The organism is Bacillus jepli (assembly GCF_047238305.1).
GTDB lineage: Bacteria > Bacillota > Bacilli > Bacillales > Bacillaceae_L > Ferdinandcohnia.
In genome coordinates, this window is the sequence record NZ_JBDFMO010000001.1 from 2,809,160 (window position 1) to 2,821,831 (window position 12,672).

General features: G+C 38.7%; 17 protein-coding genes. All 17 read left to right on the top strand.

Annotated elements, in window-relative coordinates:
• Positions 1-145: 145 nt before the first annotated feature.
• The 17 genes from ABC371_RS14325 to ABC371_RS14405 all read left to right on the top strand — a co-directional run bounded on the left by ABC371_RS14325 (position 146) and on the right by ABC371_RS14405 (position 12,533).
• Positions 146-427: a YqhV family protein gene (locus tag ABC371_RS14325; RefSeq protein ID WP_116352528.1), complete on the top strand. Its 282-nt coding sequence runs from the start codon at positions 146-148 to the stop codon at positions 425-427.
• Positions 428-503: 76 nt separating this feature from the next.
• Positions 504-1,427, top strand: coding sequence for a stage III sporulation protein AA (gene spoIIIAA / locus ABC371_RS14330; RefSeq protein ID WP_412897403.1), 924 nt, complete (start codon positions 504-506; stop codon positions 1,425-1,427).
• Complete coding sequence (gene spoIIIAB, locus ABC371_RS14335) at positions 1,428-1,943, top strand: stage III sporulation protein SpoIIIAB (protein ID WP_136380500.1); 516 nt, start codon at positions 1,428-1,430, stop codon at positions 1,941-1,943.
• A 15-nt stretch (positions 1,944-1,958) separates the two neighbouring features.
• Positions 1,959-2,165, top strand: a complete 207-nt coding sequence (gene spoIIIAC / locus ABC371_RS14340) for a stage III sporulation protein AC (RefSeq protein WP_010284588.1) — start codon at positions 1,959-1,961, stop codon at positions 2,163-2,165.
• 13 nt (positions 2,166-2,178) lie between these two features.
• Positions 2,179-2,568, top strand: coding sequence for a stage III sporulation protein AD (gene spoIIIAD / locus ABC371_RS14345; RefSeq protein ID WP_083849220.1), 390 nt, complete (start codon positions 2,179-2,181; stop codon positions 2,566-2,568).
• Between the two features lie 25 nt (positions 2,569-2,593).
• Positions 2,594-3,790: a stage III sporulation protein AE gene (gene spoIIIAE, locus ABC371_RS14350; RefSeq protein WP_412897404.1), complete on the top strand. Its 1,197-nt coding sequence runs from the start codon at positions 2,594-2,596 to the stop codon at positions 3,788-3,790.
• 42 nt (positions 3,791-3,832) lie between these two features.
• Positions 3,833-4,483 (top strand): stage III sporulation protein AF, encoded by a 651-nt coding sequence (gene spoIIIAF / locus ABC371_RS14355; protein WP_412897405.1) that lies wholly within the window; start codon positions 3,833-3,835, stop codon positions 4,481-4,483.
• Entirely contained in the window at positions 4,484-5,155 is a 672-nt protein-coding gene (gene spoIIIAG / locus ABC371_RS14360; RefSeq protein ID WP_412897406.1) for a stage III sporulation protein AG, read from the top strand.
• A gap of 1 nt (position 5,156) precedes the next feature.
• Complete coding sequence (locus ABC371_RS14365; RefSeq protein WP_412897407.1) at positions 5,157-5,753, top strand: SpoIIIAH-like family protein; 597 nt, start codon at positions 5,157-5,159, stop codon at positions 5,751-5,753.
• A 243-nt stretch (positions 5,754-5,996) separates the two neighbouring features.
• Positions 5,997-6,503, top strand: a complete 507-nt coding sequence (gene accB / locus ABC371_RS14370; RefSeq protein WP_412897408.1) for an acetyl-CoA carboxylase biotin carboxyl carrier protein — start codon at positions 5,997-5,999, stop codon at positions 6,501-6,503.
• 96 nt (positions 6,504-6,599) lie between these two features.
• The gene (accC, locus tag ABC371_RS14375) at positions 6,600-7,949 is read left to right on the top strand and encodes an acetyl-CoA carboxylase biotin carboxylase subunit (RefSeq protein WP_412897409.1); all 1,350 of its coding nucleotides are present in this window, start codon (positions 6,600-6,602) and stop codon (positions 7,947-7,949) included.
• A 209-nt stretch (positions 7,950-8,158) separates the two neighbouring features.
• Complete coding sequence (locus ABC371_RS14380) at positions 8,159-8,569, top strand: Asp23/Gls24 family envelope stress response protein (RefSeq protein WP_412897410.1); 411 nt, start codon at positions 8,159-8,161, stop codon at positions 8,567-8,569.
• Between the two features lie 144 nt (positions 8,570-8,713).
• Positions 8,714-9,106, top strand: coding sequence for a transcription antitermination factor NusB (nusB, locus tag ABC371_RS14385; protein ID WP_412897411.1), 393 nt, complete (start codon positions 8,714-8,716; stop codon positions 9,104-9,106).
• A 71-nt stretch (positions 9,107-9,177) separates the two neighbouring features.
• Positions 9,178-10,044, top strand: a complete 867-nt coding sequence (gene folD, locus ABC371_RS14390) for a bifunctional methylenetetrahydrofolate dehydrogenase/methenyltetrahydrofolate cyclohydrolase FolD (protein WP_412897412.1) — start codon at positions 9,178-9,180, stop codon at positions 10,042-10,044.
• A 12-nt stretch (positions 10,045-10,056) separates the two neighbouring features.
• The gene (xseA, locus tag ABC371_RS14395) at positions 10,057-11,403 is read left to right on the top strand and encodes an exodeoxyribonuclease VII large subunit (protein WP_412897413.1); all 1,347 of its coding nucleotides are present in this window, start codon (positions 10,057-10,059) and stop codon (positions 11,401-11,403) included.
• Positions 11,404-11,637, top strand: coding sequence for an exodeoxyribonuclease VII small subunit (locus ABC371_RS14400; RefSeq protein WP_116352515.1), 234 nt, complete (start codon positions 11,404-11,406; stop codon positions 11,635-11,637).
• Between the two features lie 2 nt (positions 11,638-11,639).
• Positions 11,640-12,533: a polyprenyl synthetase family protein gene (locus ABC371_RS14405; protein ID WP_412897414.1), complete on the top strand. Its 894-nt coding sequence runs from the start codon at positions 11,640-11,642 to the stop codon at positions 12,531-12,533.
• The last annotated feature ends 139 nt before the right edge of the window (positions 12,534-12,672 follow it).

Consider the following 12,672-nt stretch of genomic DNA (forward strand, 5'->3'; position numbering starts at 1 on the left):
ACGTAAATGGATAAAAATAGGAATAAGTAAACCCGCAAACATCATTACCCCACCTCCCCTCATGCACACCTCTAAAATTTCCTCTTCTGAAAATCAGTGAACAAGCATAGGTTGTACAAAAGAAAATTATTGGGTGGGGACTTCAATGAAACGATTATTATCGGTGTTTGATTCAACGGTTTTAACGATGGCTGGACTGAGGATCATATCTGGATGTTTAGAAATCACGGCGGCCATTTTAATGCTGACTTTTAATGATGTGAAAAAAGCACTAGCCGTCAATGCGATGCTCGCAATTGTAGGGCCACTTATTTTGATTGCAACAATGTCGATTGGACTTATTGGATTGGCTGATCAGTTGTCTTATTCAAAGCTTTTATTCATAGGGCTCGGAGTTGCATTTATTTTGTATGGAATCTTCCGCTAGAAATCACATGTGTAGGCATAATGTGTCCAAGCTAGCATACATTGAATTATGAGAGTTTAGATGAGGAGTTTACTATATGAAAGAGATCGTAGACGTTTTACCGAAATCAATTGCTAATCTTATAGCCAAGTATCCTCCAGCACGCAAAGAAAAAATGGAAGAAATCCGAATTAGGGTATCAAGACCTCTAGAAATTATTGAGGGTGGAATTCCGATTTTCCACAACTATATCGTGACAAGTGAAGATGCGATGCAGCTCCTTAACAAGCTTGGTCAATACTCGATTTATACGCTTGAGGAAGAGCTGAAGCGTGGCTATGTCACGATTCAAGGTGGGCATCGGGTGGGACTAGCTGGTAAGGTCATTACAGAAAGTGGAATGGTCAAAGCGATTCGCGATGTTACCTCCTTCAATATTCGGGTTGCCAAACAAAAAATCGGTGTCGCTGAACCGCTTGCTCCATATCTCTATGACTTATATTGGAAAAATACGATCCTAATTGGTCCACCGCAAACTGGTAAAACAACATTATTAAGGGACCTTGCCCGGATGATAAGTACAGGTATTGAAACAAGACGAATTCCCGCAATGAAGGTGGGAATTGTGGATGAGCGTTCCGAGATTGCCGGATGTGTAAAAGGTGTTCCACAAGCGTCACTAGGACCAAGGGTTGATGTCCTAGATGCCTGTCCAAAGGCAGAAGGCATGATGATGATGATAAGGTCGATGAGTCCTGATGTTTTAATAGTGGACGAGATTGGTAGAGATGAAGACAGTCAGGCGATCATGGAGGCTGTAAATGCTGGTGTAAGTTTGATTGTTACAGCACATGGTCATCATATTTCAGACCTCATGAAACGGCCGTCTCTAGAAAAAATAATCAACGCAGGGGTAATCGAGAGGTTTGTAGAGCTTTCACGCACAAAAGGACCAGGTACTATTAAAGCCATTCTTGGTCCAACTGGCAAGCAACTTTTACCAAAAGTGAGCGTGACATAAATGATAAAAATGATTGGAGCTATTTTAATATTACTTGCAACCACATGGACTGGATTTGAGGCGGCACGCAAGTTAAGTGAACGACCGCGCCAGTTGAGAATGCTTAAAACAGCATTGCAATCACTTGAAGCTGAAATCATGTACGGACATGTCCCATTAATAGATGTGGCTACCCATCTTGCAAGACAAATTCCGAAGCCAGTTTCTTACTTTTTTGAGGGATTTGCAAAACGGCTTCAAACAGGAGAGGTCAGTGTAAAGGTAGCCTGGGATGAGAGTCTGAAAGAGGTGTCCAAGTTGACTGCTTTTCACCAAGGTGAAATTGAGATTCTTCAGCAGTTTGGTGAGACGCTTGGACAGCATGACAGAACCTCACAACAAAAACACATTTTACTGGCTATTACCCATCTAGAACGAGAAGAAAGCGAAGCAAAAGATAGACAATTGCGTTATGAAAAAATGGTGAAAAGCCTGGGCTTTTTGTCAGGATTATTAGTAGTCATTTTATTGATTTAGGGGGAGAAGAAACGCATGGGAGTGGATGTAAATATTATTTTTCAAATAGCCGGTGTAGGAATTGTGGTTGCCTTTCTCCATACAATCCTAGATCAGATGGGTAAAAAAGAGTATGCCCAGTGGGTAACATTGTTGGGCTTCATCTATATTCTGTTTATGGTTGCAACAATCGTAGAGGACCTCTTTAAAAAGATTAAAGCTGTATTTCTCTTTCAGGGGTAAGGAGGGGTGAGCCATTGAGATTATACAAATCGTTGGATTAGGTCTAATCGGGACCTTTCTTGCACTCATTGTAAAAGAACAAAAACCAACCTTTGCCTTTATGCTTGTTGTGTTTATTGGTTGTGTAATTTTTCTCTTTTTAGTGGGGGAAATTTCGGATATCATTCGGATGCTTGAGAAAGTTGCCATAAATGCAAATGTCAACACCGTTTATGTGGAAACCATTCTTAAGATCATCGGAATTGCCTATATCGCTGAGTTTGGAGCACAAATTACAAAGGATGCTGGTCAAGGATCAATTGCCTCAAAGATTGAACTCGGAGGAAAAATATTAATTTTAGCAATGGCGATACCAATTTTAACAGTTTTAATAGAAACAATCATTGGACTTATACCTAGTTAAATCTGGTTTCCAAGGGGGTGGTTGAGTGACCAGTAGTAAAGTCTTTTCTTTCGTAGCATTGTTGCTTTTCTTTTTCTCATTACCTCAATTTGTACAAGCATCACCCTCACAGCAAGAAATCATCGACAATCAAATTCAAGATCAGGTTGAGGAACAGTTAGAAACCCTCGGCATCGACGAAATAAAACAATTTTGGGATGAAATAGTAACGGATTATGGTGGATATTTACCTGAAAGCCAAAAGGGTAGTTTACTAGAATTCATCCGTGGCGAGAAGGAGCTCTCGTTAAAGGAGTGGTTGCTTGGACTCGTCAAATTCGTATTCCATGAGTTAATTGCAAATGGAAAGCTTTTAAGTACACTGATCATGCTTACGATTTTTAGTATGTTTTTACAAACCCTTCAAAATTCATTTGAGAAAAGTACTGTCAGCAAGGTGGCCTATGCGATTGTATACATGGTGTTAATCATTATCGCATTAAATAGCTTCCGGGTTGCAATCATGTACACCGAGGAAGCCATTCAATCGATGATTAATTTTATTTTAGCGCTTGTGCCATTGTTGCTAGCATTGGTCGCGTCATCTGGTGGAGTTGCTTCAGCGGCATTGTTCCACCCACTGATTTTATTTTTAATGAATACAAGTGGGCTTTTGATTCAATATATCGTTTTGCCGTTATTGTTTATGGCAGCGTTATTGAGCATCGTAAGCACTCTGAGTGAACAATACAAAGTAACACAGCTTGCCCAGTTACTAAGAAATGCGAGTATCGGAATCATTGGTGTATTCTTGACCATTTTTCTTGGGGTTATATCGGTACAGGGTACCACGACAGCGGTTGCGGACGGAATAACGATTCGGACTGCAAAATTTATTACCGGAAATTTTATACCTGTAATAGGCCGGATGTTCACAGATGCCACCGATACGGTTATAAGTGCTTCGGTCCTTTTAAAAAATACGGTTGGAATTTTTGGGGTGGTCATTCTTTTATTAATTGCTGTATTTCCGGCAATTAAAGTGCTATCTTTAGCCATTATTTATAAATTGGCAGCAGCACTCTTACAACCACTTGGCGGGGGACCTGTCATTGCTTGCTTAGATATCATCAGTAAAAGTGTTGTTTATATTTTTGCTGCATTAGCAATCGTGTCACTGATGTTTTTCCTAAGTATCACGGTTATTGTCGCAGCTGGAAACCTGACCTTAATGGTTAGATAGAAAAGCGGAAGATGCCTAAAAGCTAGACAAATAGTCTTGGAGGTGAGGACACTGAGTTTTATTGCTGAATGGATAACAAATATTATTTTATTTATCTTACTTGCTACCATTGTGGACATGCTTTTGCCAAGCTCGAGTATGCAAAAATACGTGAAAATGGTAACGGGGCTATTGTTAATCCTGATCATCCTTACTCCTTTGTTCTCACTTTTTAAAACTGATTTGGATCAAGCCTTGTTAAATATGAATCTTAAACCGGTTCAATCGGAAAAAAATCTAGAAAATTTAATAGATTTGAAGAAAAAAGAAATACAAGCCTCACAACGTGCATATATTTTAGAAACAATGGCTGTCCAATTGGAATCTGAAGTAGAAGAGGAGTTGGTGCAAAACGAATATGATTTAACTGTTCAAAAAGTAAATGTATTCCTTTCAAGTGCAGTGGACGTTAAGGAAACTGTTACTTTGGATGACATTCAGTCAATCGAGGTGGTGTTATCAAAAGAGACTGCCGAGCCTGATGATGTCCCAGTTGTCAAACCAGTTGAGATTGATACCTCCAAACAGACTGAACCAGTGTATAAAAAAGTAGATCAAACCAACGTCAAAGCAATCACCAAATCATTATCTACTAGATGGGAAATTGACTCAGATAAAATCGTAGTCACTGTGGAAGGGGGGAAAGAGTCGTAGATGGATAAGAACAAAGGAATTTTGAATACAATCAAAGGGATGTTCTCCGGGTCTAAGGATGGACCACCAGATAAAAAAGGAAACAAAAAAAACCAATATTTCTTACTTTTATTAGCAGTTGGAATAGCCTTTATGTTAATTAGCAATCTGTTTTCTGGTGACAAACCTACATCTTCTGTTATGCCAGCTTCATCATCAGTGGAAAGTGCAAAAGATGAGCCAGCGTTTGGGCAGCAAAAGGATGACCTGACAATGGCGATTTCAAAATATGAGGATCGTTATGAAAACGAGCTCAAGGAGGCATTAGAAGCCATTGCTGGAGTAGAGGATGTGATTGTTTCAGTTAGCGTAGATGCTACTGAAACAAAAATACTTGAAAAGAACACCGTAACCCAAAGCCAAATCACTAGTGAGGAGGACAGGGATGGTGGAAAACGACAAGTAGAGGATATAACAAGCGATGAACAAGTTGTCATCATCCGGAGTGGTGATTCAGAAACACCGATTGTCTTGAAAATTGAAAAGCCTGATATTCGAAGTGTTCTAATCGTCGCTAAAGGTGTTGAGAACGCAAAAATAAAACAAATGGTAGTAGAGGCAGTAACAAAAGGATTTGATGTTCCAAATCATAAAGTAGCTGTTGTACCAAGGAAAACGAAGGGGGATTCATAAAATGTTATTGAAAAAGCAAACGGTATGGTTATTAACAATGTTAAGTCTAGTTGTTGTGTTGTCAGTCTATTATATTACAACACCTGAAAACAACAATAATAACGTGGCAGTGGAGCAAGATGAGCAAAAGGACAATGAAAAAGAAAATGTAGAAACGTCTACTGAAAATAAAGACGGTGCGAGTGTTACTGTAGAAGAGGATGAAGATGGCAATGTCATTTCATCTGTTGCAAGTGATGATATGTTTGCCGCGTTACGTTTAGAAATTGACGAGTATCGTAGTAAAGTAAGAAGTAACCTAGAAGATCAAACGGCTTCAACAGAGCTTACAGCGGATCAAAAGCTAAAAGCTTATGATGAACTAAAGAAGCTTGATGATATTGAAACAAAGGAAAAGATTATTGAAATGTTGATCAAGGGAAATAATTACGAGGATGCACTAGTTCGCGTTGAGGGTGACAAAATTAAGATTACAGTTAAAGCAAAGGAAAGTTCTAAAAAAGCAGCAAATGATATTTTACGTCTTGTACGCAGTGAGCTAGGTGACCTTCAAAATCTTGCTGTACAATTCGAAGTAACGGGTGAAAAAGAAAAATAATCGTTATGAAAGCACGGTATAAATGCCGTGCTTTTTATTTTTTTCATAAATAAATGAAATTTGGGGAAGGTTTTGATATGATTTGTTTACAGATAAAAACGTTTTCGATAAAAAATCTCTGTAAAATATTGAAATGCACCTTTTAAGTATCGTATCATATTAGTATGTGGTACTAATACTAGCAATAAAATGCTGACTACATTTGAAAATATATTTTTATTTAATCACAAGGAGTGTAACCGAATGTTAAAAATTCAAGAGCTACGTGAGCTTATTAAGTTAGTTGATCATTCAAATATTGATGAGTTTACATTTGAGAGCGAAGGCTCAAAAATTAAAATGAAAAAAAATAAAGAAACAACTGTGCAAACAGTAGTTGAAAACAAGGCACAAGCACAGCCAGTTGCGCCAGTTGTAACTGAAGTATCTCAGGCTGCAGCGCAACCGGCACAGCCACAAACACAGCAAGCAGAACCTGTTGCAACTTCACCAGCGCCAGCAGTAGATGAAAATTTACATAAAATCGTTTCACCGATGGTTGGTACATTCTATGCTTCTCCATCACCAGATGCTGATGTGTATGTTAACAAAGGTGATAAAGTAAAAGAAGATTCAGTTGTTTGTATCGTTGAAGCCATGAAGCTATTTAACGAAATCGAAGCAGAAGTGAATGGAGAAATCGTTGAAATATTAGTTGAGAATGGTCAGCTTGTGGAGTATGGCCAACCATTATTCCTAGTAAAAGCATAAAGTCTTGTTCAAAAAGGAGGAGGGTTTTAAAGACGAAATGTGTTACATTTGATTCGCCAACTTTTTGAACATCACATAAAGTAAGGAGCTTACCCTATGTTAAAAAAGATATTAATAGCAAATCGTGGAGAAATTGCAGTCCGTATAATTCGGGCTTGTAAAGAACTTGGAATTGAAACGGTAGCCGTTTTTTCGGAGGCAGACCGTGAATCACTCCATGTTCAATTAGCAGATGAGGCTTATTGTATTGGTCCTAAATCTTCAAAAGATAGCTATTTAAATTTTACAAATATCATTAGTGTTGCAAAGCTGACAGAGAGTGAAGGAATTCATCCTGGATATGGCTTTTTAGCAGAAAATGCTGATTTCGCAGAGCTATGTCGTGAAGTTAACCTCACTTTCATCGGTCCAAGTCCTGAAGCGATTAACAAGATGGGGACAAAGGATGTAGCTCGTGAAACGATGAGAGAAGCTGGAGTACCAATCGTCCCTGGTTCTCGAGGGATCATCAAAGATGCAGATGAAGCAATCGCCCTTGCCAATGAAATGGGTTACCCAGTTATTATTAAAGCTACCGCTGGTGGCGGTGGTAAAGGGATCCGAGTGGCTAAGAATGAAGAGGAACTTGTTAAAGGAATTAATATTACTCAGCAAGAAGCAGCAACTGCCTTTGGTAACCCTGGCGTATATATCGAAAAATATATTCAAGATTTCCGCCATGTAGAAATTCAAGTATTAGCCGATAACCATGGAAATGTGATACATTTAGGAGAGAGAGATTGCTCAATTCAACGACGTTTGCAAAAGCTTGTGGAGGAAACTCCATCACCTGCTCTAAATGAAACAACGAGACAAAAAATGGGTGAAGCGGCCGTTAAAGCGGCAAAAGCTGTTGATTATTCAGGTGCGGGAACAATTGAATTCATTTATGACCATATTAATGATCAATTTTATTTCATGGAAATGAATACGAGAATTCAAGTTGAGCATCCCGTAACTGAAATGGTAACGGGTGTAGACTTAATTAAAGAAATGATTCGCGTTGCATCTGGAAAAGAGCTTTCATTAAGCCAAAGTGATGTAACCTTTAATGGTTGGGCAATTGAATGCCGAATCAATGCAGAGAATCCTGAGAAAAATTTCATGCCTTCTCCTGGAAAAATTGAAATGTATTTACCTCCTGGTGGTTTTGGGGTAAGAGTGGACTCTGCTGCATATCCTGGTTATTCAATACCTCCATATTATGATTCAATGATTGCGAAACTCATTACTTATGGGGCAACGAGAGAAGAAGCGATTGCAAGAATGAAGCGTGCGCTCAGTGAATTTGTCATTGAAGGTGTACACACGACCATTCCATTCCATTACAAGCTTATGAATCACGAAAAATTTGTTGGGGGAGACTTCAACACAAAATTTCTTGAATTATACGAGGTTATGAAGTAGTAGATCAAATACGCCTTGGCGTATTTGCGCCCGATTTTTTTCGAGCAAGCTCGAAAAATTTCCTTTGAAAAATCGTGGCATCCGCCGGAGGCTTAACTTTATTCAGATGGGATTAGAACCCTCATCTGAATTGATTGGCTTATACAGTTTTATCCACCACATATAGAAGTGGGGGACTGAATAAAGTTATATGTAGGAGGTGCTTGCTGATGGCAGCGGAAACGAATATTTTAGAAATGGATCAAGGTAGTAACGGTCTTGGTAAGGTTGAGATTGCACCAGAAGTGATTGAAGTAATTGCAGGTATTGCTTCTTCGGAAGTTGAAGGAGTAGCACAAATGAGAGGTAACTTTGCTTCTGGAGTGGTTGAAAAGCTAGGAAAGAAAAATCACGGAAAAGGTGTCAAAGTCGAATTAACAGAAACAGGTATTATTGTTGATGTATTCTGCGTCATGAACTTTGGCGTTTCGATTCCAAATGTGGCTCGCCAAATTCAGGATAATGTACGCCAAGCTTTATTGAATATGACAGCTTTAGATGCAAATGAGGTAAACATCCATGTTGTTGGTGTCTTATTTGAAACCCAAAAGCAGGAAGCATTAATTGAAGAAGAAATGTAAGGGGAAAATTGTCTGATGGCAAACGCTATCAGGCATTTTTTATTTTCAACATTAAGGTTGGTTTTTATTTTGAAATTATTTTATGATATTATCATGTTATTAGAATGTAAATACTAGCTTTAATATACATAAAGGAGAAATAGAATGAAAAGACGTACAGCACGACAAAAGGCTTTACAATCGTTATTTCAGATTGATGTAAGTGGAAGTGAGCCGAAGGAAGCGATTGAAAGTGTACTGGAAGAAGAGTCTTTAGATCCTTTCTTGAAGCAACTTGTTTATGGAGTTGTCGAACATAAGGAAGAAATTGATGACTTATTACGAGGGCATCTTGAAAAATGGAATCTTGAAAGACTTGCAAATGTAGATCGCTCAATTTTGCGAATTGCTGTCTTTGAAATGAAATACGTGGAGGAAATCCCAGTAAAGGTCAGTATTGATGAGGCAATTGAGCTTGCTAAAGAATTTGGGGATGATAGCTCTAGTCGTTTTGTCAATGCCATTTTATCGAAAATAAAAGACTCATTAGTAAAGTAACCCTATCTGTTTGTTTTGAAAAATAAATTGATTCAAAAAAGTTGAAATGTATAAAAAGGGAGAGTTGAAAATTGGCAGCAGAGATTATAAGTGGGAAAGAATTAGCGCAATCAAAACGTAATGAAATCGCATTAGAAGTTCAGAAATTATCTCAGGAAGGGATCGTTCCAGGCTTAGCCGTGCTTTTGGTGGGCAATGACCCTGCTTCAAGATCTTATGTAAAAGGGAAAGACAAAGCATGTAAGGAAACGGGTATCCACTCCTTAATGCTCGAATATCCGGAAACAATTACAGAAGAATTTTTACTTGGGGAAATTGACCGCTTAAATCAAGATCCATCTATTCATGGAATTCTTGTTCAATTACCATTGCCAAATACAATTAATGAGACAGCTGTTATCGAAAGAATCTCACCTGAAAAAGATGTGGATGGCTTCCATCCCATTAATATCGGTCGAATGATGACTGGACAAGATGCCTTTCTTCCATGTACACCATTTGGAATCATTGAAATGGTGAAATCCAAGCAAATTTCAATTGAGGGCAAACATGTTGTTGTAGTTGGAAGAAGTAATATTGTCGGAAAACCTGTTGGTCAACTCTTCCTAAAAGAAAATGCTACAGTGACATATTGCCATTCGAGAACGACGAATTTAAAAGAAATGACTCTTCAAGCTGATATCCTAGTTGCTGCTGTTGGTAAGGCGAATTTTATACCTGGTGATTATATTAAAGAAGGTGCAGTTGTAATCGATGTTGGCGTAAACCGTCTTGAATCAACGGGAAAGCTAGTGGGTGACGTTGTGTTTGAGGATGCAAAAGAAAAAGCAAGCTATATTACACCAGTCCCAGGTGGAGTTGGTCCAATGACAATTACAATGCTTTTGCATAATACCGTTCAATCCGCAAAGAATGTTGCCCTTCTTTCAAGGAAGTAGGGATCGGGTAAAATGGATCAAAATCGTTATTTAACTGTATCAGCTCTAACGAAGTATATTAAACGAAAATTTGATGCTGACCCTCACCTCCAGGATATTTGGGTGAAGGGAGAAATCTCAAATTTTAAAGCACATAGTCGTGGGCATATGTATTTTACGATTAAAGATGGACAAGCACGAATTCAATCAGTTATGTTTGCTGGGAATAACCGCGATTTGAAGTTTACTCCTGAAAACGGGATGAAAGTATTACTTCGTGGTGAGGTAACTGTATTTGAATCGAACGGAAATTATCAGCTCTATGTAAAAGAAATGCAGCCAGATGGTATCGGGAACTTATACTTAGCCTATGAGGAAATGAAAAAGCGTCTTGAGGCAGAAGGACTTTTTTCGCAAAAGTATAAAAAGCCAATTCCTAAGATCCCGAATTATATTGGGATTGTTACATCACCAACAGGTGCAGCAATCCGAGATATAATCACAACGATTAGACGTCGATTTCCAATTGCAAAGGTTATCGTTTTTCCTGCGTTAGTTCAAGGAGTAAATGCAGGACCTTCTGTCGTACAGGCCATTCAAAAAGCGAATGATCTTGGGAATATTGATGTTCTTATTGTTGGACGTGGTGGTGGCTCAATCGAAGAGCTTTGGGCTTTTAACGAGGAAATTGTAGCACGTGCGATTTTTCAGTCAAAGGTTCCGGTGATTTCAGCAGTAGGACATGAGACCGATATTACGATTGCTGATTTTGTTGCAGATTTACGGGCTCCCACACCAACAGGTGCAGCAGAGTTGGCTGTTCCACACATGGCAGAGCTATCTGAACGTTTATTAGTGCGACATACACGTTTATTACGTGCTATGAAGGAAAAACTGGTAAATGATACACAACGATTAGATACTTTGAAAAAGTCCTATGCTTTTCGTTTTCCAAAGAATCTTTATGAACAAAAAGAGCAGCAGCTTGACCGCTTAGTAGAAAGTTTAGAAAGAGAAGCGGTGAGGGCTATCTCTCGTAAGCAAGAGGCATTTCAAAAGGTAAAGCTTAGGCTGCAACATAACCATCCAAGTGAAAAGTTAACTCAAGCAAGACAAAAGCAGGATCTTAATACGAAAATGCTTGTAAAAGAGTTCAACCAAATCCTTAAACAAAAGCAATATGCTTTTTCATCAAAAGTAGCTAAGCTTGAAGCATTAAGCCCATTAAAAATTATGGATCGTGGCTATAGCCTCGTATATGATCAGGAACAACATTTAGTTAAAAGTGTAAAGCAAGTTGAATCGGGGAATTTAATCAAGGTAAAACTTATGGACGGTACCCTTGACTGTGAAGTAATTGAAATAGAGGAGAGACAATAAATGAGTGAAGAGAAGGTATTAACCTTTGAGGAAGCAATGGAGCAACTTGAGCAAATTGTTGAACGACTTGAAGAAGGGGATGTCCCTTTAGAAAAAGCAATCACTTATTTTCAAGATGGAATGAAGCTTTCAAAGCTTTGTCATGACAAGCTTCAGCATGTTGAAAAGCAAATGGAGCAAATCTTGCGTGAAGATGGCGAACTTGAGCCATTTACGATTCAGGAGGAAGAATAATAGTGGGACGAACTGAGGTAGAGCGATTTTTAGACAAACAAAAGAAAAATATAGAAGAACAGCTCCCAACGTATATTTCACATTTATCAGCTCCGAACATTATCAAGGATGCAATGCACTATTCTCTTGAAGCGGGTGGGAAACGAATTCGCCCATTATTGCTATTAGGCACGCTTCACTCCTTTGGAAAAGATGAGAGTATCGGAATACCGACTGCGTGTGCAATTGAAATGATTCATACGTATTCACTTATACATGATGATTTGCCTAGTATGGATGATGATGATCTTCGCAGGGGAAAGCCTACCAATCATAAAGTGTTTGGAGAGGCGGTTGCGATCTTAGCAGGGGACGCCTTATTGACGTATAGTTTTCAGATTGTTTCTGAATCCTTGGGAGACCAAATATCCCCTGAGAAAAAGCTATTGCTCGTTACTGAGTTAGCCAAAGCATCAGGACCTGAAGGAATGGTAGGGGGACAGGTTGCTGATATGGAAGGCGAAGGAGCAGTCTTGAATCTTGATGAACTAGAATACATTCATCGTCATAAAACTGGGAAATTATTAGCATACAGTGTTATTGCAGGAGCGATTCTTGCAGATGCTACTAGTGAACAGCTAGAGAAGCTCACACAATTTGCGCATCATTTAGGCTTAGCCTTTCAAATTCGTGATGACATTTTAGATATTGAAGGCACAGAAGTAGTTCTTGGGAAACCGGTCGGCAGTGATACAGGTAATCATAAAAATACATATCCTGCTTTATTAACGCTTGAGGGTGCAAAGGAAAAATTAACCTTTCATATAGATGAAGCAAAACGGTTTTTATATAGTGTTGATATGAAACATGATATACTAGACTATATGTGTAATCTAATCGCATCTAGAGATCATTAAATATACTTTTAGCGGATGTTCAAAAAGTCCGGTAAAAATGACACAGCGAATTTCTTCGTTGGCTTGCTTTTCCGTTGCTCACGTATTAACAACATACGTTCCGCTACTCAAAGCTTCGCTGCCTCGAACTTCTTGGTCC